A 22,609-nucleotide genomic window follows, 5' to 3' on the forward strand; every position below is an offset into this window, starting at 1 on the left:
ACACCGGCGCTATGCGGCCGCCGAGGGCTGGTCGTCCATCAGCTTCACATTGCGCACATCCTTCATGTACAAGGAGCCAATGATGAAGCACACCAGCGCAATGATAACCGGATAGGCCAGGCCCATCAGCGTGCTGTGCTCCTTGGTAAACGTGCCTTCGGGCTGCGCCGCTGCCCACACCGTGAGCGAGGTGGCGATGAAGGGCACAAACCCGCCAAACACCCCGTTGCCAATGTGATACGGCAGCGAAAGTGATGTGTAGCGCACCTTGGTGGGGAACAATTCGACGAGGTAAGCGGCAATGGGCCCGTAGGCCATGGTCACGAACAGTACGAGGCAGAAGGTGAGCAATATCATGGGCAGCAGCTGCGGCGAAGCCGACTGCATCACGGCCGGTACGGCGGCCACGGCAGCCCCAGCGGCGTCAACGGTGGCGGGCACAGCAGCCGTCTTTTCCGTCAACGGGCCAGCGAAGGCCTGCAAGCCATGGAAAATGGGCACGGTGAAGACGGCTCCGCACAGCAGGCCCGCCATAATGATTTTCTTGCGGCCAATGCGGTCCGACAGGCTACCGAAGTACACGAAGAACGGGGTGGCCAGCGCCAGCGCGGTGCAGAGCACAATGGCGGCGTCCACGATGCTCATCTTCAAAGTAGAGAGCATGAACGAGTAGGCGTAGAACTGCCCGGTGTACCACACCACGCCCTGGCCCATGGTGGCGCCAAACAGCGCGATGAGCACCAAGCGGCGGTTGACGGGGTTCACAAAGGATTCACGCAGCGGGTTGGTGCTGGTTTTGCCTTCGGCCTTGGCCTTGGCAAACAAAGGCGACTCGGCCAGCTTGCGGCGGATGTAGTAGGAAGCCACAATCAGGATACCCGATAGCAGGAACGGAATGCGCCAGCCGTACTCTTTGAAGGCGTCTTCGCCCAGAATTTTACGGGTGGCCAGAATTACGAGGACCGAAAGAAACAGGCCGGCCGTGGCCGTAATTTGAATGAAGCTGGTGTAGTAGCCGCGCTTGTTGTCGGGCGCGTATTCGGCGACGTAGGTAGTGGCACCGCCGTACTCGCCGCCCAGGGCCAGGCCTTGCAACAGGCGCAGTACCACCACAATGGCCGGGGCCGCAAGCCCGATTTTATCATAGCTCGGAATCAGGCCCGTGACGAACGTGGCCCCGCCCATGATGAGCAGCGTGAGCAGGAAGGTGTATTTGCGACCAATCATGTCGCCGATGCGGCCAAAGAAGACGGCGCCAAACGGCCGCACCACAAACCCCGCCCCAAAAACGGCCAGCGCGCCCAGCAGCGTGTCCTCAATCTTGCCTTTCGAGCCAAAAAGCACGGGGCCGATGATGGTGGCGAGCGAGCCAAAAATGTAGAAGTCGTACCACTCGATGACCGTGCCAACCGAAGAAGCCGTGATTACCTGCCAGATTTTACTGGTCGGGGTTGTGTTGTTGTCGTGCGCAACGCTGGCTTCGGCCGGCGCACCATATGCAGAGGGAATGCTTTGTTCCATGAGGTGACGAAGGTTTATGGTTGATTAATGAAGCGGAGGCGCTGCGGCCTACAAGAACACCTGCGTTTGCAGCGTGATTTCGGGGCGGTACTTCACGTCGGTTGGCGCGGTGCCGGCCGTGCCGGCGGGCACCGTGAAGTCGGGCCGGGCGCGGTAGTTGATGGTGAACTTGGCGTTGTGGCCATCGACGTAGAAGTTGGCGCCGGCGTCGAAAATGTTCACCCCTTTCTTCTCACCCGAAGCATCCCTCAGCCCCTCGTAGCTCGCCAGCAAGTGTGAGGCGTAGGGCTGCACCCGCAGCTTGGGGCCGAGCAGGTTTTTGGGGAGCAGGAAGCCTGCTTGCACGTAGCCCACCTGGCCCGTACCGGAATGCGGCACGGCATTGCCGCGGCGGGCATCGGTGCCGTAGCCGGGGTTCGAAGCGCCGATGAACCGCACGTGGTTCGGGCCCATGTCGTAGTTGTAGTACACGGCATAGGCCGTGAAGGCCGTGCCCGATTCTTTGTTGATGGGCGTATCGAAGAAGGCATCGAGCGACCAGAGGCCGATGTCATGCGTCTGCACTTGATTGGCGGCGTTGTTGAAGGACGAGAAGCCCGCCGAAGCGGCCGCCGCCGTCTGCGCGGCGGTCAGCACGTTGTCCGTAGGGCGCGAAACCATGCCGTCGGCGTTGTAGAAAAAACCGCCCCCCAAATTGAACACGCGTTTGGTGCCCAAATAGGTACCCACGTTGAAAGGCAGCAGGTTGGACTCTTGCTCCAGAAATTCCCAAGCCAGGTAGCCCTGGTACACGTGGTTGGTGCCCTGCGGATTGTACTCGGCCACATTACGGCCCCTGTTCTCGCCCGAAGTGGCGTTGGTTACTCCCAGGCCGACAGCCGTGCTAAAGGGCCCGGCTTGGTTGGTCAGGAACGACTCGTTGACCGAGAAGGCATAATCCAGCTTGCTTACCCGGCCCTTGGCGTACACGCCAATGCCCCGCACAAACTGGTCGATGGCCTCAATGGTGGGCCAGTTGGTCAGCGGCGCGTCCATGGTAAGGAAGTTCACGGTGCTGGCGCGGGTCATCCGCGAAAGCCCGTTTTGGTAGTGCATGCCCGCGCCCAGGCTCATGTACTTGTTCACCTTGTATTCCACCACGGCCTCGTGCACGAAGAGCTGCGGCTTTTTGCCATCGGTGGCAGGCGCCACACCGCCGCTCACGGCCGTCTGGTTGTTGATGCCAATGTGGGTGTACACCAGAAAACGCGGGTTGAGCTGAGCCAGCACAATCATCCGCGACCGGCGCAGCGCAAAGTCCACTTGCTCGGCCTGGGGCTTGCCGGGCGCCCGCAGCGTTCCCGTGTTGTTCTGGGTATAGCGCGACCACACTTGGTGCCAGGTCAGGAAACGGAGGTATTTCGACCCGTCCGGGGAAATGTTAATTTTCATCCCGGCCCCGTACGGCACCGATTCGGTGGGAACCGGCGTGGCCGCACTGCCCGCTGCTGGCGCCACCGGAGCCGACGGCGTTTGCTGGCCCGAGGGCAGCGGATTGGTACCGGCGGGCACCGTGGGCGTTTCGGCCGGGGGCGTGGGAGGCGGAGTGGGCACCTGGCCGAAAGCCGCACCGGCGCTGGCCAGCATCAAGCCGCTAAGGGCTAAAGCGTAGCGAGGAGTTCGCATAAGCAATGAAAGGGTTGGTGAATGGAAGTGAGTGATATAGTACAGCTTAGCACTGGCCCGCGCCCCGGAAGTCTTAGCCACCTCTAAGTAGCAGCGCCACCCAGCGCTTTGCTACCCCAGTACTATATTTTCGCTAATTACTATAGCTCCCTTTCACCACTCCGGCGCCTAGCCCGCCCGGAACCGCTCCCACCGAATGACCATGAACTTATCGCCCAGTTCCGTGACCACCATGCCCGCCCCTTTCAAGTTACCCGGAATTTGAAAAAAGGCGGCCAATTCAGTCTGGTTGAATATTTTGTAGGTTGGGTGGTAGTCGGTTTGGCGGGGTGCTCGCACGCCGTATTTCTTCACCCAGTTCATCACGCTCACGTGGCTCACGCCCAGGAGGCGTTCAATCTCGCGGTAGCTCACCCCTTCAATGTAGAGCTGCAAGGCTTTGATGACGTAGTAGCTATCGACTTCCCGGCCAATTTTGGCCACTGTGAAATGGTAGCCGCAGCTTTTGCACTTAAACCGCTGCCGGTTGTTCACCACGCCACTTTTTGTAGCTTCTGTTGATTCACATTTGGGGCAGGTGGGCGTAGTCATGAGTTAGAAATCAGGATGGAAACGACCTAAAGCTACAGTAATTAAGCAAACATATAGCAATTTAGCAAAAAACCAACCCCAATCGTTCCCAGCCCTATCTAATGGGTTCAAGAGCCGCGAAAAGCCAGCCATTGCCGGCAATAGGCGGCAATGGGCGGCAAACAATGGGGCCTTTTTGAACGGTTGCAAAGGCTGATTCCATGGCCACATCAGCATAAGAATCATCGCGCTAGCTGCACATTCCAAACTACGGGCGCGACAAGCCAGCTGAGCCAAATACAAAACGGCTCTAGCTTTGGCCGCTCATACCAATGGTTCCTTTGCGCCCTCGCTCCTACTTATGCCTATTCCCGAACGCACGTTCCACTCCCTCACGCCTTCCGACCTCAAGCCCAGCGAGTGGCACCCCTTCATGGTGGGCGCGGTGGCGCCGCGCCCGGTGGCCTTCGCCAGCACCATCGATGCCGAAGGACGGGTAAACCTGAGCCCCTACAGCTTCTTCAACGCCTTCAGCTCCAACCCGCCCATTCTGGTTTTTTCGCCCGCCAACCGGGTGCGCGACAATACCCAAAAGCACACCCTGCAAAATGTGCGCGAGGTGCCCGAAGTCGTTATCAACATCTGCGATTTTGCGCTGGTAGAGCAGATGTCATTGGCCAGCACCGAGTATGGGAAGGGCGTGAATGAATTCACCAAAGCCGGCCTCACCGAGTTGGCGTCGGAGTTGGTGCGGCCGCCGCGGGTGGCCGAAGCGCCGGCCGCGTTTGAGTGTGTGGTGGAGCAGGTTATTGAGCTGGGCCAGAACAACGGGGCCGGCAACCTCATCGTGTGCCGCGTAGTGCGGGCTCACTTCCGGCAGGACATTCTCTTGCCCGACGCCACCGGCATCGACCCGTTCAAACTAGATGCTGTGGCCCGCCTCGGCGGCGACTGGTACTGCCGGGCCAGCGGCGCCAGCCTCTTCGAAGTGCCCAAACCCAACCGTCACATCGGCATCGGCATTGACCAACTGCCGGAGTTCCTGCGCAACAGCGACGTGCTAACCGGCAACGAGCTCGGCCGCCTGGCTAACATCGAGCGCACCGCGCTGCCTACGCCGGAGCAGATTCAGGAATTCCAAACGGAACCGATGGTGGCCTATCTACTGAATAAATACCGCGACGATGCCCCGGAGCTTAAGCAGCAATTGCTGCAACTGGGCCGCCAGTTTCTGGCCGAAGGGCGGCTGGTTGATGCGTGGAAGACGTTGCTTTCTAATTGAGGGTCCGTTTCACAGACGAAAAATCAGCAACCTCAAATTATGACTGGCTTACTTATAGGGGAAGCGTACATACCCAAATGGACGGCATCTTTATGACACATGAGTTGCCGTGGCTGAGAGGAACCTACCCCATAAACTATATATTCGCACCATGATAACATATAACAATATAAATATTTGTATAAAGTATAATCTATCGGTCGATTGGTGGCTTCATACAGCATCCTCCAATGAGAAATCATCCATAGAAGACCATGATTGGTATGTTATATTGTCATACATTGATAATGTCGCTCTTGCACGCAAAGGCTTCTTAGCTGATTCATACGTTGAGAAGAACGAAGCTGACACTATGGCCGAGTGTGAAAGCGAAGAAGTGTATGCTAGATTGAGGTTAGTAGCATCTCAGTTCTATGAAAACAGCCTTAAAGAGAGGAGTCTATTAAATAAATGGCTGCATAAGTTAGTTGACAAAGCACTAGCAATATTTGGCGTGTGAATGTACGCTTCCCCTAAAGTATACCTGTCATTACTGGAGACGAACTGATTCTTCTCGCAACGCAAAAAGCGTAGTTCCACTTCCCTAGTTCCGCACCGCAATCAGCAGCCCCAATTCTTTATACCGAAGGTTAAACTTCTTAGCAATCATCGAATTAGTTAGCGAGCCGCGGTAGATGTAGACGCCGCTGCGGAAATGCTCGTTGGTGAACAGCACTTCATTGATGCCGCCGTGCTGGCTGATTTCCTGCAGAATGGGCGTGAAGATGTTGCTCAGCGCGTTGGTGGCGGTGCGGGGCACGCGCGAGGCAATGTTGGGCACGCAGTAGTGCACCACGTCGTATTTGCGGAAGACGGGCTTGCTGTGGCTGGTCATTTCGCTGGTTTCGAAGCAGCCGCCCTGGTCGATGCTCACGTCGATGACAATGGAGCCGGGCGCCATGCTGGCCACCATTTCCTCGCTCACCATGAAGGGGATGCGGCCGTCTTCCACCGATAGGGCACCGATAACGACATCGGCGCGGCGAATTTGCTGGCTTAGGGCAAACGTGTCGAGCGTGCTGGTGTAAAGCTGCATGCCGAGGTTGTGCTTCAGGCGGCGCAGCTTGTAGAGGTGGTTATCGAATACTTTTACTTCGGCGCCGAGGCCGGTGGCGGCGCGGGCGGCATACTCGGCCACCGTGCCGGCGCCCAGAATGACCACCTGCGACGGTGGGACACCCGTAATGCCGCCCAGGATAATGCCCTTTCCCTCGTTGGAGCGGGCCAGATATTCGGCCGCAATCAGCATCACCGTCGAGCCGGCGATTTCGCTCATGGCGCGCACCACCGGGCGGGCGCCGCTGGGGTCCTTCATCAGCTCGAAGCCGATGGCGTTGATTTTTTTGCGGGATAGCGCGGCGATGTACTCCTGGGTCATCGAGCCCATTTGCAAAGCCGAAATCAGGGTTTGGCCGGCCCGCAGCAGCTCCACTTCTTCGAGCGTGGGCGGGGCCACCTTCAGCAGCACGTCGGCTTTGAACACTTCTTCCGGCGAGTACACAATTTGGGCGCCGGCTTCGGAATAGGCATGGTCGGCGTACTTACTGGGCTCGCCGGCACCGGCTTCAATCACTACTTCGTGGCCTTCGGTGACGAGGTGCTGCACGGCTTCGGGCGTGAGGCCAATGCGGTTTTCCTGCAGCGACGTCTCGCGCGGCAAGCCGATGAAGAGCTTGCGTTTGCGCGTTTCCACGGCCAGCATCGATTCCTGCGTGAAATAGGCACGGCTGGTCGCCAATGACTCAAAACCGGATGGTAGCTGTTCGGCCATGAAGGTTGAAGAATTAAAAAACGTTTATTAAGGGCTGAACGAAGGCTTTTTGCCTCCCATACCAACGCCTCGCAGCAATTTTCTAATTGATGATAGTTAGTTCAATTGTTCGGCTTTCGGCGCTGAGCACCGTGAGGCGGACCTCAAGCCGGGGGTGCGGCAATAATTCCGCCACCCGGGCGGGCCATTCCACCAAACAAAGATACCCGGAATCCAGGTACTCCGCCGCGCCTATGCGCTCGGCCTCGTCAATGGAATCGATGCGGTAAAAATCGAAATGGTACACGGGGTGATTGCGGCCGTCGCGGTATTCATTCACCAGCGCAAACGTGGGACTGCTCACGTCATCGGCTATGCCCAAAATGGCGGCCAGCGCCCGGATGAGAGTCGTTTTGCCAGCGCCCATTTCGCCTTCGAAGGCCACCACCGTGCAGCCCGATTCGGTGATGGCGGTGTGTACTTGCCGGGCGGCGGCGGGAAGGTCGGCCAGCGTGGGCACGTGAACGATATGGGGGAGCATGAGGGTAAAATTACCCGTTACCAGCCAAACGCCGTTGCCTTTTTGGAATATTGATGGCAATAACTCACCTTTACACTTTGCCGCTCAGGTTGATGCATTCTGAATAACAGGCAGTACACTTGCTTGTACTATTCCCTTTTCAGGAATACTGTGCCTGGCAGCCGGTCCCGTGCCGGTGTGCACGACTATTCGCTGACTTCTACCCAAGTCCCACCTAATGCCTTATTTCCCCTTGGCCCGGCTTGGCTGCTTGCCGCTTCCTTTCGTGGGAGTGTTCTGCGGCTTGCTGCTGGCCACTTCCAGCACCGCCCTGGCGCAGGCCAACGCGGCCGTAACGGGCACCGTGGCCAGCCAGGCCGGCGTTGCCATCGAGTTTGCCACGGTTACCCTGCACCGAGCCGCCGATTCGACGGTGGTGAAAACAGAATTTTGCGACGAAAAAGGGCACTTTCTATTTGAAACAGTGGGCGGCCGTTACCTCATTTCGGCGGCGCAGGTTGGCTTCGGGCGGTTTTGGAGCCCAGCCTTTGAACTGACGGCCCCAAAGCTCAACTTGCCGGCCATCACGCTCATCGCCAGCCAAGCCACGGCCCTGAAAGAAGTGACCGTGACAGCGCGAAAGCCCATTTATGAGCATTTCGCCGACCGCACCGTGGTCAACGTGGCCGACAGTCCGTTGGCGGCCAGCGCCACCACCCTCGACATTCTGGCCCGGGCACCGGGCGTGACCGTAAATGCCAGCGACAACCTGGGCCTGCGCGGGCGCACCGGCCTGCTGGTGGTTATTGATGGGAAACGCGTGCCGCTGACCGGTACTGAGCTGGGCGATTACTTGCGGGCGCTGCCGGCCGAACAGCTGCAAAGCATTGAGCTCATTACCAACCCGCCGGTGCAATACGACGCGCAAGGAGGCGCGGGTGTCATCGCCATCAACCTCAAAAAAGACCAGCGGCTGGGCACCAACGGCAGCGTGAATACCAGCTACGGCCGGGGCCGATACGGCAAGTTCACGGGCGGCCTAGCGCTGAATCACCGCCACAAAACCTTCAACGCGTACGGCACCTACGCCTACACGGAACGGCGGGGCTTTGTGCGGCTTGATTTCGACCGGGGCTACTCGGCTACGCCCCAGTTGGCGGCGGCGCACAGCATAATCGACAACGACCAACTGACGTACCTGCGCTCCCATTCTGGCAAAATCGGGCTCGACTTCACGCCTTCGGCCCGGACGCTGGTGGGAGTTTCTGTGAATGGCCTGGCCAGCCAAACCCAAACCACCACCCAGAACACCACCGTGGTGCAAAGCGCGGCCCCCGAGCCCACTAGCCGCTACACTTCCGCTGTTGCGCAGGACCTCAATCGGCCCAGCGGCGCGCTCAACCTGAACCTGCGCCACACCTTCGCCGACTCGGCCACGGCCAGCGCCCTGACGGCCGATGCCGATTACGCCCGCTACCACACCGCCCGCCTGCTGGAGCTGAATACAAATTTTGAGCAGCCGACACGCCCAACTACGCGGCTCGACGGCGACCAAAACAGCACACTCACCATTCAGTCGCTCAAAGCCGATTTCAGCCAACCCCTGCCCCACCGCGCACGGCTGGAAGTGGGCGTAAAAACCACACAGGTAATATCCGACAACTCCGTGGTTTTTATGCGAACCAGCGAAGGAACCCGCACCTTCGACCCGTTGATTTCGAATGACTTTCGGTACGACGAGAATGTGAACGCCGCATATGTGAACCTGCGCGGCTCCGTGGCCAAAACCACGCTGCAAGCCGGCCTGCGCGCCGAGCAAACCAATACGCTGGCTGAAACGGAGGGTGGAGATTCCCGGGAGCGGCACTATGTGCAGTTTTTCCCGAATGTGTTGGTGCAGCGAGCGCTTGGCAAGCAGCACGGGCTGGCCCTGAGTGTGGCGCGCCGCATCGACCGGCCCAGCTATGGCCAGGTAAATCCGCTGCGCAACTACTTCGACGCGACTTCTTACCGCTCGGGCAATCCGGACCTGGTGGCTCAAACCAGCTACAACTTCGAAGTGACCCACACCTACCGGCAAAAATTCAGCACCGCGCTGAGCTTTGCCCAAACCGACAACCCCATTGTGAACGTGGTGCAGCCCTCGCCCGATGGCGGACGGCTGGTGGTGAACCGCGACGTCAACCTCAGCACTCAACAATACTTTGCGCTCACCATCACGGCGCCGCTGGAGGTGGCCAAGTGGTGGACCCTCTACGCCAACGGGGTGCTGTACTACTCCCGCTTTCGGGGCAGTTTGGCCGGTACTGAGCTTGACCGGGGCAAGCCGGCCTTTTTGTTCTCGGCCAACAACAGCTTCAGCTTGCCACACGCCTGGACCGCCGAACTGAATGGTAACTACCAGTCGCCAGAAATCTGGGGATTTGAATCTGCTCGAGGCCGGGGGCAGGTCACGGCGGGTTTGCAAAAGAGCTTGTGGAATAAGCTGGGCACCATCCGGCTGAATGTGGCCGACATTTTTTACACCACGCCCATCCAATCCACTTCGACTTACGACAATTTCACCGAGACCTTCCGGTCGGCGCAGGATACACGGGTGGTTACGGCAGCTTTTACCTACCGCTTTGGCAATAGCAAAGTGACGGCGGCCCGCAAGCGCACGGCTGGGGCCGAGGAAGAGCTACGCCGTGCTAGCGGCCAATAGGAATCATAATGCCAGGGAAGTGCAACTGTGGAGTACACCACCGGTCATTGGGGCCCATTTTGGCTTTTGACCTATGCGCGACAACTATTCCCGGCAACGCTACTTTTTCGTCTATCTAACTGGCGCTTTTCTACTTACTCTTTTAACCGCTATTCCGGCAACCGCGCAAACCCGGGCGGCGCTAACTGGCTCGGTAGCCAATTCGGCCGGAGCGCCGGTGGAGTTTGCTACCCTTACCCTGCACCGGGCGGCCGATTCGTCGGTGGTAAAAACGGAGTTTAGCGACGACCAGGGCCATTTTAAGCTCGAAGCGACCAGCGGGGCCAACTACCGGGTTTCGGCGGCTCAGGTGGGCTTCGAGCGTTTTTGGAGCGTACCCTTTGAGCTGCCGGCTGCTGGTTTGGCGTTGCCGGCCATTGCCCTGCGCGCCAGCGCGGCCACTGCCCTCAAGGAAGTGACCGTGACGGCCCGCAAGCCCTTGTTTGAGCGGCAGGCCGACCGCACCGTGGTGAACGTAGAGGACAGCCCGCTCGCGGCGGGTTCCACCACGCTCGATGTGCTCACCCGCTCGCCGGGCGTGACAGTGGGCTCCGGCGACAACCTGAGTTTGAAGGGCCGCCCCGGCGTGATGGTGCTCATCGATGGCAAGCGCGTGGCCATGAGCGGCACCGAGCTGGCCGACTTCCTCCGCAACCTGCCCGCCGACCAGCTCAAAAACATTGAGCTGATTACCAACCCGCCCGCCAAATACGATGCTCAAGGCAGTGCTGGCATCATTGCCATCAACCTCAAGAAAGATCAGCGCCAGGGCACCAACGGCAACCTGAGCACCAGCATTGGCCGCGGCCAGTATAACAAATTCAACACCAGCCTGACGTTGAACAACCGCCGTGGCAAAACCAACCTATTCGGCACTTACGGCTATGCCGACCGCGAGGCATTTAACGCGCTGACCATTCACCGCGACTTTTTGAGCGACGGGCAAGTGGTGGGGTCCAGCGACCAGGAAAACTTTATTCTGGTGCGCCAGCTGGTGCACACTTGGAAAGCGGGCCTCGACTACAGCCTCTCGCCCAAAACCACCGTGGGACTGGCCGTGAACGGGCAGGCCGCCAACTCGCCCCAGGAAGGTACCAACGTGGCCGTAGCAGCCGACGCCAGCAACCGCACCACGGCGCAGTACCGGGCCATCAACCTGCGCACGGTGCGCACGCCCAACGCCGCCCTCAACCTCAATTTCAAGCACGAATTCACCGACTCGCTCGGGCGCCGCGAGCTGACGATGGACGCCGACTACGTGCAGTTCCGCAACACCCGCTTGCAAACCCTGGCCACTACCTACGACCTGCCCGCACGCTCTTCCAACACGCTGACCGGCGACCAGCGCGGCACCCTCGAAATCCAGTCCGTTAAAGCCGACTATGTGCACCCGTTCAGCAAGCTCACGAAGCTGGAATCCGGCCTCAAAACCAGCCTGGTGCGTTCCGATAACAACGTGCTGTTCAGCATCACCGAAAACAACCAGACCGTTATCGACCGCAACCAGTCCAACCATTTCCGCTACAACGAGAACGTGAATGCGGGCTATTTCACCCTCACGCACACCACGCCCAAAGTCACCCTCACGGCGGGCCTGCGGGCCGAGCAAACCAATGCCACCGGCCGCCAAGAAGTAGGCGACGAGCCGTTTCCGCCTCGCCATTACTACCAATTATTTCCCAGCGTGGCCGTGCGCCGCACCCTGAGTCCAAAGCACGAGGTGGCCTTTTCTCTGGGCCGGCGCATCGACCGCCCCACCTACGGGCAGCTCAACCCGTTTCGTATCTACATCGATGCCACCACCTACGGCTCCGGCAACCCCGGCCTGCTGCCCCAAACCAGCTACAACCTGGAGCTGAGCCACACCTTCCGTCAAAAATTCACGACCGAGTTGGCTTGGTCTATCACCGACCGGCCCATTGTGGGGTCGGTGCAACCCGCGCCCGGCAACTTTGTGGTGGTGCGCGATGCCAACCTCGACCGGCTCGATACCTACACCTTCACCTTCAGCGCCCCGCTGGAGCCGTTTAAGTGGTGGAGTTCCAACAACAACCTCGTGGGGTACTACGCCCGCTACATCGGCACCCTGGCCGGCACCGCGCTCGATAAGGGCCGGCCCACGCTCAACTTCACCACCAACAACAGCTTTATCCTGGGCCACGGCTGGGGCGCCGACCTCACCGGCACCTACCAATCGCGCCAGCAGCAGGGCTTTTTCGACATCCAGCCGCGCGGGCAGCTCGTGGCCGGCATCTCCAAAAGCCTGTGGGACAAAAAAGGCAACCTGAAGCTGAATGTTACCGACATCTTCTACACCCAGCAAACCCGCGCCACCACTACGTTTAACAACTACCGGGAGCGGTTCCACCAGCGTTTCGACACGCGGGTTGTCACGCTGGCGTTCAACTACCGCTTCGGCAACCAGAAGGTGGCGCCCACCCGCCGCCGCACCAGCGGGGCCGAAGACGAGAAGCGCCGGGCCGGCTAAGGACGAGCCAATTTGCCGGCGCTGAAATACCTTCGTAGGCCGGTGTGGCATTTCTTTTTCCGTTTCTCTCCATGCAAGTATCAAAGATGGCAGCCGGCCTCAGCGGCTCCGAGATTATTCGAATTGGCAACCAAGTAAGCGAGCAGGTGCGCCAGGGCGCCAACATCTGCAATTTGACGATTGGCGATTTTGACCCCAGGATTTTCCCGATTCCGGCCGAGCTCAGCACCGGCATCACCGAAGCGTACCACCAAGGCCACACCAACTACCCGCCAGCGGCCGGCATAGCCGAGCTGCGGCAAGCGGTTTCGGAATTCCTGAAAACCCGCCAGGGGCTGGACTATGGCCCGAATGATATTTTAGTGGCCGGTGGCTCGCGGCCGCTCATCTACGCCACCTACCGCGCCCTCGTGGACCCCGGCGACCGGGTGGTTTTCCCGCTGCCCAGCTGGAACAACAACCACTATTGCCACCTCACCGGCGCCACCCAGGTGGCCGTAGCCACCCAGCCCGAAAACAACTTCATGCCCACCGCGGCCGAACTGGCCCCGCACCTAGTAGGTGCCACGCTCCTGGCCCTGTGCTCGCCGTTGAACCCCACTGGCACAGTATTCACCAAAGCGGGCCTGGAAGAAATATGTGACCTGGTGCTTGCCGAAAACAAGCGCCGAGGCCCCAACGAAAAGCCGCTCTATGTGCTTTATGACCAGATTTATTGGCTGCTTACCTTTGGCAACACCCAACATTTCGACCCGGTGAGCCTGCGCCCCGAGCTGCGCGACTACGTCATCTACATCGACGGCATTTCCAAGTGTTTTGCTGCCACCGGCGTGCGCGTGGGCTACAGCTTCGGCCCCCCGGCCATTATTGAGAAAATGAAGTCCATCCTCGGCCACGTGGGGGCGTGGGCGCCCAAAGCCGAGCAAGTGGCCACCGCCCATTTCCTGCCCGAGGCCACCGCCGTCGACACGTTCATCGCCGACATGAAAAACAAGCTGCAGGATTCCCTGCAAGCCCTTTTCGCGGGTTTAAAAGAATTGCAGGCGCAGGGCTACCCAGTCGATGCCGTGGTGCCGGCCGGTGCCATCTACCTCACGGCCAAAATCGACGTGCTGGGCCGCACCGCCCCCGACGGCACCCTCCTCACAACTACCGCCGAGCTCACCTCCTACCTTATTTCGGAAGCCAAGCTGGCATTGGTGCCGTTCAGCGCCTTCGGTACGCCGGCCTCGGAGCCGTGGTTTCGGGCTTCGGTTGGGGCTGAGACTGTAGATTCTATTCAGGCTGCATTGCCACGGCTGCGGGCGGCGCTGGATAAGCTGAAGCGGTAAAGCATGAATTCTAGTTCAAAAGCAGTAATTATTGGCATTGCTATTCTATCGTCATCAGTTGCTCTGATGCATCAGTGGCAATGGTTCAAAAAATGGGTTACAAATACCTATGAATACAGGAGTACTTTATTTATTGTTATCAGTGATAATGCTCCCAAAAACATTTGTATTTACACTAATTGCTTTACCGGAACTGATTTAGAGTTTAAATCTGGCTATTCGGCCATTTATGCTGGAGATGGCAAAAACAATATTTTTATCCAAGACAAACTTGAAGGGTTAACTATCAGAATTATTGATGAAAAATCTGTTCCGAAAACGAGCAAAAGCCATTTACCCGATGAAGACTTCTATAGCAATAGCAAAAGGGTAATACGTATTGAATCAAAAGACTCGACTTCATTTTGCGGCCTGTATAAAACAATAATTTTACAATAGAAAAAGGCCACCTAGTGAGGTGGCCTTTTTCTATAAATAAAGTTTCGCCAATTACCCCTTAGCTGTCAGCGTCACATAAGGAATGATGCACTCCTCCAGCGAAATGCCGCCGTGTTGGAACGTGTCCTTGTAGTAGTTCACGTAGTAATTGTAGTTGTTGGGATAGGCGAAGAAATAGTCGCCAATGGTGAAGACGTACGCGGTGCTCACGTTCTCACGCGGCAGGAAAATGCTTTCCGGCTTGCGTACCACGTACACGTCGCGCGAATCTTCGAAGCCCAGGTTTTTGCCGTGCTTGTAGCGCAGGTTGGTGTTGGTGTTGCGGTCGCCCACAATCTTGTAGGGGCGCTTGCACCGGATGGTGCCGTGGTCGGTGGTGATGATGAGCTTGCCTTTTTTATCGGCAATGGTTTGCAGCATCTCATACAGCGGCGAGTGCAGGAACCACGAGCGGGTGATGCTGCGGTAGGCCGACTCATCGGCTGCCAGCTCCCGAATCATGGCCATGTCGGTGCGGGCATGCGAGAGCATGTCCACAAAGTTGTACACGATGACGTTGCACTTGTAGTTGTTGTGCAGGTTGCTCATCTTGCCCAGCAAGTCCTTGCCAGCCTGCAGGTTGGTCACCTTGTGGTAGCTGTGCTTCACCTTCTGGCTGTTCTTCTGGAAATTGATTTCCATGAACTCGGCCTCGTGCAGGTTTTTGCCCTCGTCGTCGTCGTCGGTCACCCACAAGTTGGGGTATTTCTTCTGAATCTCCGACGGCATCATGCCCGAGAAAATGGCATTGCGCGCATAAGCCGTGGTGGTGGGCAATATGGCGTAGTACATCTCCTCGCTATCTACCGTAAACATTTCGGTGATGATGGGCTCCAGCACCTTCCACTGGTCGTAGCGCAGGTTGTCAATCAGCACGAAGTACACGGGCGTGTCGCCAGTGGCTTTCAGCGTGGGGAACACCCGCTCCTTGAACAGTTGGTGCGACATGAGCGGCGCGTCCTTGTCGTCGCCGTTCACCCAGTCTTCGTAGCTCTCCGTGATGAAGCGGCCGAAGTAGGTGTTGGCCTCATCCTTCTGCATGTTGAAAACCTCGGCCATGCTCTTGCCTTCGGTTTCGTTGATTTCAAGCTCCCAGTACACCAGCTTTTTGTATACCTCGGCCCACTCGGCGGGCGTGAGGCGGTCGGAAAGCTGCATGCCCAACTGGCGGAAATCGCGCTGGTAGCCCGAGTTGGTGGCTTCGCTCACGAGGCGCTTGTTGTCGAGCACCTTTTTCACGGACAGCAGAATCTGGCTCGGATTCACTGGTTTGATGAGGTAGTCGGCGATTTTGGCGCCGATGGCCGACTCCATAATGTGCTCTTCCTCGCTCTTGGTAATCATCACCACGGGCACGGTGGGACGAATCGCCTTGATTTCGGTGAGGGTTTGCAGGCCGGTGAGGCCCGGCATGTTCTCGTCGAGAAACACCAGGTCGTAGCTTTTTTCCTGAATTTCCTCAATGGCATCGGCGCCGCTATTCACGGGCGTCACGTCGTAGCCTTTTTCCTTGAGAAACAGCAAATGGGGCTTGAGCAAGTCGATTTCGTCGTCGGCCCAGAGAATGGAAGTTTGTTGCATAGGATTGCGCCCGTTTTTTAAGTTGGCGAGTTAGAATAACGGTTCGCCGGAGGCGGCCGCGGGTGAATAGTGCCCGGAACGAAGTCCCGGCATGGAATGAAACGGTAGAAAAGAAGCGCTAGTGCCCGGCCTACGGGCCAAACCCGTAAGCTTTACCGTAAACGAGGCAGTTTAGTTATTGCATTGACATTAGCTCGGCGGTGAAGCCGTTGCGGTACCAAAGGTCTCACTTTGCGCGGGCACCGTTGCGTGAGGCGTCCTTTCCCGGCCTCCCAATGGGATAAACCCCGCGTTGGCGTCGTTCTTTTGTACCACGAAGTCATGGTTCTCCGTCCCGTTGGCGTATAGCCAACGCACTATATGAATAAAAAGAAAATTTTCAACGACCCGGTGTACGGCTTCGTCACCATTCCCACCGAACTGCTATTTGACCTTATCGAGCACCGGTATTTCCAGCGGCTGCGGCGCATTCAGCAATTGGGCCTTACGGGCTTTGTGTATCCGGGGGCGCTGCACACCCGCTTCCACCACGCGCTGGGCGCCATGCACCTCATGTCGTTGGCCCTGCGCACCCTCAAAGACAAGGGCGTAAAGATTTCGGCGGCGGAGGGCGAAGCAGCGCTCGCGGCCATTCTTCTGCACGACGTGGGGCACGGCCCCCTCTCCCACGCCCTGGAAACGGCCATTTTTCAGGATGTACCGCACGAGCAGCTCTCGCTGTTCCTCATGCAGCGCCTCAACGTGGAGTTCGACGGCAGGCTGACATTGGCCATCGAAATGTTCCGGGGAACCTACAAGCGGCCGTTTTTCCACCAGCTCGTGAGCAGCCAGCTCGACATGGACCGGCTCGACTACCTCAACCGCGACTCCTTCTACACGGGCGTGGAAGAAGGCCGGCCCGGCGCCGACCGCCTCATCAAAATGCTGCGCGTGCACGAAGAGCGGCTGGTGCTGGAAGAAAAAGCCGTGTACTCGGTGGAGAATTTCCTGGTGAGCCGGCGCCTGATGTACTGGCAGGTGTACCTGCACAAAACCGTGACCAGCGCCGAACAAATGGTGATTCGGGTGGTGCAGCGGGCCCGCGACCTGGCCCGCCAGGGCGTAGAAGTGCCGGCCAATAGCTGCCTGGGCTTCTTTCTGGGCCGCGCCGTCACCTTGGAAGACTTCGAACGCGACGACAAAATCCTCAGCCATTTTGTGGAGCTCGACGACCACGACTTCTGGTCGGCCATCAAGACCTGGGCATCCCACCCCGACAAGGTGCTCAGCTACCTCGCTAAAAGCGTGCTGCACCGCAACCTGCTCAAGATAGTGCTGGCGCCCGAGCCGTTCGACAATGATTTCCGCTTGGGAATCCAGGAATTGATAGAAGAGAAATTCAACCTGCCGCCCGACCAAGCGGCCCTCTTAATGATTGAAGGCCGCTTGAGCAACAGCGCCTACAACGCCGAAAGCCTGGAGCCCATTGAGATTCTGACCAAAAAAGGCGACGTCGTGAACGTGATGGAAGCCTCCGACCTGCCCAATATCCGGGCCCTCAGCCAGCGCGTCGAGAAGTTTTACATATGCTACCCCAAGGAAATTGTGTAGCGCTTGGTGGTCTGTTGTATTAGGAATGATTAAAAGAACGTCATGCTGAGCGCAGTCGAAGCATCTCGCGTGCTGTAACTAATCCTTACGATTGGTTTACTACCACACGCGAGATGCTTCGACTGCGCTCAGCATGACGTTCCCTGAGATAGGAACTGAGATGGAGTTCTGACACCTAAATTTGCCCGCTATGGAATTTACTGTTCAGCAAATCGCCGAAGTGCTCGGCGGCACTGTGGAAGGCGACGCGACCCAGCGTATTTCGAGCCTCGCCAAAATTGAAGAAGCCCAAGCCGGTTCCCTCACGTTCCTCTCCAATACCAAATACGAGACGTTTTTGTACGAAACCGGTGCTTCCGCCGTCATCGTTGGCCGCAATTTGGAGCTACGCCAACCGGTCCGGCCCACGCTAATTCGCGTTGAAGACCCGTATTCGGCATTCAGTCAGCTTCTCGAGTTTTACGCCCAGGCTACTCGCACCGGCAAGCGAGGAATAGAGCAACCTTCCTACATCGGCGAAACCTCTGAAATCGGGCCCGGACACTACCGAGGTGCCTTTTCCTACATTGGTGATAATTGCAAGCTGGGCGAAAATGTATTGATTTTTCCACACGCCTACATCGGCGACCGGGTCACGATTGGGGCGGGCAGCATCATCCACGCGGGTGCCAAAATCTATTCCGACACCGTAATTGGCCAGTTTTGCGTGGTGAAAGCCGGCGCCGTGGTGGGTACCGACGGCTTTGGCTTTGCCCCCCAGCCCGATGGTTCCTACAAGGCCATTCCCCAGATTGGCAACGTGGTGCTGGAAGACTACGTGAGCATCGGGGCCAATGCCACGATAGACTGCGCCACGCTGGGCTCCACGCGCGTGGGCCGGGGCAGCAAAATCGACAACCTGGTGCAGCTGGCACACAACGTGGAAATCGGCCAGCACACCGTCATTGCGTCCCAAACCGGCATCGCCGGCTCGGCCAAAATTGGCGACCATTGCGTGCTGGCGGGGCAGGTGGGCATGGCCGGCCACGTCACACTGGCCAACAAAACCACCGTTACGGCCCAGTCGGGTGTGGGCAAAAACGTGAAGCAAGAAGGCCTGATACTACAAGGCTCTACGGCCTTCGATTTCAAGCAAAACCAGCGCGCCCAAATTGTTTTCCGCCGGCTGCCCGAGTTGGAGCAGCGCGTGGAGCGCTTGGAGAAGGCTAAAAACGCGACGGAAAAGCCCTAGCTTTGCAGGCTCTTAGTTGGTGGTTGCTAGTTTTTGGATGCGCGGGCTTTGGGCCTGCCGCGCCAATGGCTGATAACTAGCAACTGACAACTAATCAGATGAACGACAAGCAACACACTATTAAGGCGCCTGTTACGGTGCGTGGCATCGGACTGCACACGGGCGTGGAAGCGACCATGACGTTTTGCCCCGCGCCCGTGGGGCACGGCTATAAGTTTCAGCGGGTGGATTTGCCCGGCCAGCCCGTGGTCGACGCCGACGTGGACAACGTGGTAGACCTGAGCCGCGGCACCACCATCGAGCAAAACGGCGCCCGCATCAATACGGTGGAGCACACCTTGGCCGCTTTGGTAGGCATGCAGCTCGACAACGTGCTGATTCAGCTGTCGGGGCCCGAGCCGCCCATCATGGACGGCTCCTCGGCCGAGTTCATCAAAGCCCTCGAAACCGTCGGCCTGGAAGAACAAAATGCGCTGCGCAACTACTACGAAATTCCGGAAAGCATCCGCTACGTTGACAACGCCCGCGGCGTGGAAATTGCCGCCCTGCCCCTGTCCGATTATCGCCTCACGGTGATGGTGGACTACAACTCGCCGGTGCTGGGTTCGCAGCACGCGACGTTGGCAGACATCGGCCAATTCGGCGCCGAAATCGCCTCCTCGCGCACGTTTTGCTTTTTGCACGAGCTGGAAATGCTCTACAAAAACAACCTGATTCGCGGCGGCGACCTAAGCAATGCCATCGTGGTGGTAGACCGCGTGGTGACCGATGACGAGCTCAACGACTTGGCCAAAATGCTGGGCAAGCCCCGCGTTTCGGTGAAGAAAGAAGGCATTCTGAACAACGTGGACCTGCGCCACAAAAACGAGCCCGCCCGCCACAAGCTCCTCGACCTCGTGGGCGACCTGGCCCTCGTGGGCCGGCCGCTGAAAGGCCAGATTCTGGCCGCCCGCCCCGGCCACGCCGCCAACGTGGCGTTTGCCAAGCGCATCAAAAAGAAGATGCTCGAAGCGCACAGCAACCCCGTGCCGGTGTACGACCTGAACCGCGAGCCGGTGATGGACATCAACCGCATCATGCAGGTGCTGCCCCATCGCTACCCCTTCCTGCTGATTGACAAAATCATTCACCTGGATGAACAGATGGTGACGTCCGTGAAGAACGTCAGCATGAACGAACCCTTCTTCCAGGGCCACTTCCCCGGCAACCCGGTGATGCCCGGCGTGCTGCAAGTAGAAGCCATGGCCCAAACGGGCGGCATTCTGGTGATGAACACCGTGCCCGACCCCGAAAACTACTGGCAATACTTCCTCGGCATTGAAAATTGCCGCTTCCGCAAAAAAGTTTTGCCCGGCGACACCATCTTATTTCACTGTCAGTTGTTAGCACCCATCAAACGGGGCATCGCCAAAATGCGGGGCCAGGCTTTTGTGAATGGCAAAGTGGTGATGGACGCGGAAATGAGCGCCGCCATTGTCCGCAAAGACGCTTGATTTTCAGTAAGTAGTTCGCAATAAAACACGCGCGGTTTCGTGCCAGCCTCGTGCCACTACTTGCCAACTATCAACTGAGAACTGTTAACTGTTAACTGATTTATGATTTCCCCCCTCGCCCACATTCACCCTTCAGCTCGTCTCGCGCCGGGCGTAACCGTTGAACCGTTTACGACCATTGCGGCTGACGTCGAAATTGGGGAGGGCACTTGGATTGGGCCGAACGTTACCATCATGAACGGTGCCCGCATCGGGCAGTTTTGCCAGGTGTTTCCGGGGGCTGTGGTGGGGGCCGTGCCGCAGGACTTGAAGTTTGCCGGTGAGCAAACTACGGCCGTCATTGGCGACCATACCGTCATTCGGGAGTGTGTTACCGTGAACCGGGGCACCGTTGACCGGGGCGAAACCCGCGTGGGTAGCCACTGCCTGCTGATGGCCTACGTGCACGTGGCTCATGACTGCATCATCGGCAATCATTGCATTCTGGCCAATACAGTGCAGGTGGCAGGGCACGTCGAGATAGGCGACTATGCCATTGTAGGCGGGTCGTCGGCGGTGCATCAGTTTGTGAAAATCGGGGCACACGCCATGGTTTCGGGCGGCTCGCTGGTGCGCAAAGACGTGCCACCCTACGTGAAAGCCGGCCGCGAACCCCTCTCCTACGCCGGGGCCAACTCGGTGGGCCTGCGCCGCCGGGGCTTCTCCGAAGAGGCCATCAACTTGGTGCAGCAATTGTACCGCACCCTGTTTTTAGGGGGCTATAACACCAACGATGCCCTGGCTCAAATCGAACTGGAATTGCCCTCAACCCCAGAACGCGAAGTAGCCGTCAGCTTTGTGCGAGCGGCCACGCGCGGCATTATTAAAGGTCCCAAGCGGGGCCGGGCCGATGGCAGCGAGGCAGAATAGCTTTTTAAGGGAAATAGGCACCAACGCTTACTGCTATAGTTAGGCATCGTTGCTGAAAAGCTTTTGGCTCACACTCATCCTCAATTGATTCCTTTGGTCTGGTACAGGAGGTGCTTTGCCAGCTTCCGCCTGATTTTCTGATTACGCATTGCAAATCGACGCGACTGGCCTGGGTAAGCGCTTTCAGCGCGACTGGATTTACCGGGGCCTCACGCGCACTTTCCGGCCCGGCAGCGCCACGGCTGTCCTGGGCCCCAACGGCGCGGGCAAGAGCACCTTGCTTAATACCCTTTCAGGCCAGTTGCTCCCCACCGAAGGACAGTTGACTTACGTCTTGGGTGGCCGCGTGATAGCCGTAGAGGACCTGCCGCAGCACTTGGCTTTTGCCGCACCTTACCTCGAGTTGTTGGAAGAGCTAACGCTTTGGGAAATGCTGCATTTCCACACCCAGTTCAAGGCCCTTCGGCCGGGCATTACCCGGGAGAAGCTCGTCGGCATCATGTACCTGGAAAAGGCGCGTCATCAATTGGTCCGGGAGTTTTCGTCGGGCATGAAACAGCGCCTGAAACTGGCGCTGGCGCTGTATGCGGCAGCGCCCTTGCTCCTGCTCGATGAGCCCACCACTAACCTGGACGAAACGGGCGTGGCGTGGTACCAGGAGCACGTGCAGGCAACACGCGCCGGCCGAACGTTGCTGTTAAGCTCTAACGTACCAGCCGAATACGCTTTCTGTGATGAACAGCTGCTGGTAACCAGCTACCAGAACGGCTCTTGATACTTGCTCAGTTTTTATGGGTTTAATGGGCTAATTACGTGGCCGTACGCTCGGTTAAGCCCCAGTCCACAATCCCACAATTCGTTATAGAGGGAGTGTTCTCCCCAAGTAAAACCGGGCCACACTTAACCCAAAATCCGCCTGTTTCGTATCTTCGCGGCCACCTTAGGCACAATTCCCCACCTCAACATTAACCGCCCCGGCCATGATAGATAACGACGACCTGGACGACGACTTGCTCGACGACGACGACAACCTAGACACCTACGCCTCGAAAGGCGGCGCCGCGGCCCTCGGCCCCACAGAAGACCGGCTTTCCGCCAAATACGCCGATTACCTGATGTGGACCGACACAGGTTCCTCGCACGACGAAGCCCTCGACCTGGCCAACATGACCGAGGAGGAATTTGTAGAAGCCGAGCGGGCCGAAAATGCCGACCGTGGTGCTTTCACCAGCCTTGATGATGACGAAGACGAGTTTGCTGACGACGACGACGACGCGGACGAAGGCTACAGCAGCGGACGAGGCAGCCGCCGCGGCAGCAGCTTCGACAGCGACGACTATTAATTGCGCCGCCTTGCCGGAGCATCAAAAAGCCCCTGCCGGATATCCGGCAGGGGCTTTTTGATGCTCCGGCAAGGCG

The 22,609-nt window shown here is 58.2% G+C and carries 16 protein-coding genes and 1 pseudogene; 11 read left to right on the forward strand and 6 right to left on the reverse strand.

All coding sequences use genetic code 11. The features are described 5' to 3' along the window. Nucleotides 1–9: 9 nt before the first annotated feature. The 3 genes from I2I05_RS16450 to I2I05_RS16460 form a co-directional block, all read right to left on the reverse strand. Nucleotides 10–1,521 (reverse strand): MFS transporter, encoded by a 1,512-nt coding sequence (locus I2I05_RS16450; RefSeq protein ID WP_196283341.1) that lies wholly within the window; start codon nucleotides 1,519–1,521, stop codon nucleotides 10–12. 48 nt (nucleotides 1,522–1,569) lie between these two features. Then, on the reverse strand, nucleotides 1,570–3,186 hold the full coding sequence (locus I2I05_RS16455) for a hypothetical protein (RefSeq protein ID WP_196283342.1): 1,617 nt from the start codon (nucleotides 3,184–3,186) through the stop codon (nucleotides 1,570–1,572). Between the two features lie 168 nt (nucleotides 3,187–3,354). After that, nucleotides 3,355–3,777, reverse strand: a complete 423-nt coding sequence (locus I2I05_RS16460; protein WP_196283370.1) for an IS1/IS1595 family N-terminal zinc-binding domain-containing protein — start codon at nucleotides 3,775–3,777, stop codon at nucleotides 3,355–3,357. A gap of 340 nt (nucleotides 3,778–4,117) precedes the next feature. Between I2I05_RS16460 and I2I05_RS16465 the strand changes: the two genes are divergently transcribed. Then, complete coding sequence (locus tag I2I05_RS16465) at nucleotides 4,118–5,038, forward strand: flavin reductase family protein (RefSeq protein ID WP_196283343.1); 921 nt, start codon at nucleotides 4,118–4,120, stop codon at nucleotides 5,036–5,038. A 583-nt stretch (nucleotides 5,039–5,621) separates the two neighbouring features. On the opposite strand, the gene I2I05_RS16470 is transcribed toward I2I05_RS16465, so the two are convergent. Together I2I05_RS16470 and tsaE are read right to left on the reverse strand one after the other, a co-directional pair. Continuing rightward, entirely contained in the window at nucleotides 5,622–6,848 is a 1,227-nt protein-coding gene (locus I2I05_RS16470; RefSeq protein ID WP_196283344.1) for an alanine dehydrogenase, read from the reverse strand. Between the two features lie 82 nt (nucleotides 6,849–6,930). Continuing rightward, nucleotides 6,931–7,368 (reverse strand): tRNA (adenosine(37)-N6)-threonylcarbamoyltransferase complex ATPase subunit type 1 TsaE, encoded by a 438-nt coding sequence (gene tsaE / locus I2I05_RS16475; protein ID WP_196283345.1) that lies wholly within the window; start codon nucleotides 7,366–7,368, stop codon nucleotides 6,931–6,933. Between the two features lie 217 nt (nucleotides 7,369–7,585). Between tsaE and I2I05_RS16480 the strand changes: the two genes are divergently transcribed. The 4 genes from I2I05_RS16480 (at nucleotide 7,586) to I2I05_RS16495 (ending at nucleotide 14,347) form a co-directional block, all read left to right on the forward strand. Beyond that, nucleotides 7,586–10,051: an outer membrane beta-barrel protein gene (locus tag I2I05_RS16480; RefSeq protein ID WP_196283346.1), complete on the forward strand. Its 2,466-nt coding sequence runs from the start codon at nucleotides 7,586–7,588 to the stop codon at nucleotides 10,049–10,051. 73 nt (nucleotides 10,052–10,124) lie between these two features. Beyond that, on the forward strand, nucleotides 10,125–12,578 hold the full coding sequence (locus tag I2I05_RS16485; protein WP_196283347.1) for an outer membrane beta-barrel family protein: 2,454 nt from the start codon (nucleotides 10,125–10,127) through the stop codon (nucleotides 12,576–12,578). 71 nt (nucleotides 12,579–12,649) lie between these two features. Beyond that, nucleotides 12,650–13,909: a pyridoxal phosphate-dependent aminotransferase gene (locus tag I2I05_RS16490; protein WP_196283348.1), complete on the forward strand. Its 1,260-nt coding sequence runs from the start codon at nucleotides 12,650–12,652 to the stop codon at nucleotides 13,907–13,909. A 3-nt stretch (nucleotides 13,910–13,912) separates the two neighbouring features. After that, a complete protein-coding gene (locus tag I2I05_RS16495) occupies nucleotides 13,913–14,347 on the forward strand; it encodes a hypothetical protein (protein ID WP_196283349.1) in 435 nt (144 codons plus the stop codon). A 51-nt stretch (nucleotides 14,348–14,398) separates the two neighbouring features. Here the strand turns inward: I2I05_RS16495 and porX are convergent, their stop codons facing one another. Continuing rightward, nucleotides 14,399–15,967: a T9SS response regulator signal transducer PorX gene (gene porX, locus I2I05_RS16500; RefSeq protein ID WP_196283350.1), complete on the reverse strand. Its 1,569-nt coding sequence runs from the start codon at nucleotides 15,965–15,967 to the stop codon at nucleotides 14,399–14,401. 360 nt (nucleotides 15,968–16,327) lie between these two features. Between porX and I2I05_RS16505 the strand changes: the two genes are divergently transcribed. From I2I05_RS16505 to I2I05_RS16530, 6 genes and pseudogenes are all read left to right on the forward strand, one after another. Continuing rightward, entirely contained in the window at nucleotides 16,328–17,557 is a 1,230-nt protein-coding gene (locus tag I2I05_RS16505; protein ID WP_196283351.1) for an HD domain-containing protein, read from the forward strand. Between the two features lie 190 nt (nucleotides 17,558–17,747). Beyond that, entirely contained in the window at nucleotides 17,748–18,788 is a 1,041-nt protein-coding gene (gene lpxD, locus I2I05_RS16510; RefSeq protein WP_196283352.1) for a UDP-3-O-(3-hydroxymyristoyl)glucosamine N-acyltransferase, read from the forward strand. A 98-nt stretch (nucleotides 18,789–18,886) separates the two neighbouring features. Then, nucleotides 18,887–20,281 (forward strand): bifunctional UDP-3-O-[3-hydroxymyristoyl] N-acetylglucosamine deacetylase/3-hydroxyacyl-ACP dehydratase, encoded by a 1,395-nt coding sequence (locus tag I2I05_RS16515; protein ID WP_196283353.1) that lies wholly within the window; start codon nucleotides 18,887–18,889, stop codon nucleotides 20,279–20,281. 102 nt (nucleotides 20,282–20,383) lie between these two features. Next, nucleotides 20,384–21,190 (forward strand): acyl-ACP--UDP-N-acetylglucosamine O-acyltransferase, encoded by an 807-nt coding sequence (lpxA, locus tag I2I05_RS16520; protein ID WP_196283354.1) that lies wholly within the window; start codon nucleotides 20,384–20,386, stop codon nucleotides 21,188–21,190. Between the two features lie 217 nt (nucleotides 21,191–21,407). Next, nucleotides 21,408–21,965, forward strand: a pseudogene (locus I2I05_RS16525) (ABC transporter ATP-binding protein); the annotation flags it as partial. A gap of 205 nt (nucleotides 21,966–22,170) precedes the next feature. Next, nucleotides 22,171–22,533: a hypothetical protein gene (locus I2I05_RS16530; RefSeq protein WP_196283356.1), complete on the forward strand. Its 363-nt coding sequence runs from the start codon at nucleotides 22,171–22,173 to the stop codon at nucleotides 22,531–22,533. The last annotated feature ends 76 nt before the right edge of the window (nucleotides 22,534–22,609 follow it).

The sequence above is a fragment of the Hymenobacter jeongseonensis genome (genome assembly GCF_015694725.1).
GTDB lineage: Bacteria > Bacteroidota > Bacteroidia > Cytophagales > Hymenobacteraceae > Hymenobacter > Hymenobacter jeongseonensis.

Coding starts and splice junctions, on each gene's coding strand:
- I2I05_RS16450 (WP_196283341.1), bottom strand. CDS start 1,521: ATGGAACAAAGCATTCCCTCTGCATATGGTGCGCCGGCCGAAGCCAGC.
- I2I05_RS16455 (WP_196283342.1), bottom strand. CDS start 3,186: ATGCGAACTCCTCGCTACGCTTTAGCCCTTAGCGGCTTGATGCTGGCC.
- I2I05_RS16460 (WP_196283370.1), bottom strand. CDS start 3,777: ATGACTACGCCCACCTGCCCCAAATGTGAATCAACAGAAGCTACAAAA.
- I2I05_RS16465 (WP_196283343.1), top strand. CDS start 4,118: ATGCCTATTCCCGAACGCACGTTCCACTCCCTCACGCCTTCCGACCTC.
- I2I05_RS16470 (WP_196283344.1), bottom strand. CDS start 6,848: ATGGCCGAACAGCTACCATCCGGTTTTGAGTCATTGGCGACCAGCCGT.
- tsaE (WP_196283345.1), bottom strand. CDS start 7,368: ATGCTCCCCCATATCGTTCACGTGCCCACGCTGGCCGACCTTCCCGCC.
- I2I05_RS16480 (WP_196283346.1), top strand. CDS start 7,586: ATGCCTTATTTCCCCTTGGCCCGGCTTGGCTGCTTGCCGCTTCCTTTC.
- I2I05_RS16485 (WP_196283347.1), top strand. CDS start 10,125: ATGCGCGACAACTATTCCCGGCAACGCTACTTTTTCGTCTATCTAACT.
- I2I05_RS16490 (WP_196283348.1), top strand. CDS start 12,650: ATGCAAGTATCAAAGATGGCAGCCGGCCTCAGCGGCTCCGAGATTATT.
- I2I05_RS16495 (WP_196283349.1), top strand. CDS start 13,913: ATGAATTCTAGTTCAAAAGCAGTAATTATTGGCATTGCTATTCTATCG.
- porX (WP_196283350.1), bottom strand. CDS start 15,967: ATGCAACAAACTTCCATTCTCTGGGCCGACGACGAAATCGACTTGCTC.
- I2I05_RS16505 (WP_196283351.1), top strand. CDS start 16,328: ATGAATAAAAAGAAAATTTTCAACGACCCGGTGTACGGCTTCGTCACC.
- lpxD (WP_196283352.1), top strand. CDS start 17,748: ATGGAATTTACTGTTCAGCAAATCGCCGAAGTGCTCGGCGGCACTGTG.
- I2I05_RS16515 (WP_196283353.1), top strand. CDS start 18,887: ATGAACGACAAGCAACACACTATTAAGGCGCCTGTTACGGTGCGTGGC.
- lpxA (WP_196283354.1), top strand. CDS start 20,384: ATGATTTCCCCCCTCGCCCACATTCACCCTTCAGCTCGTCTCGCGCCG.
- I2I05_RS16530 (WP_196283356.1), top strand. CDS start 22,171: ATGATAGATAACGACGACCTGGACGACGACTTGCTCGACGACGACGAC.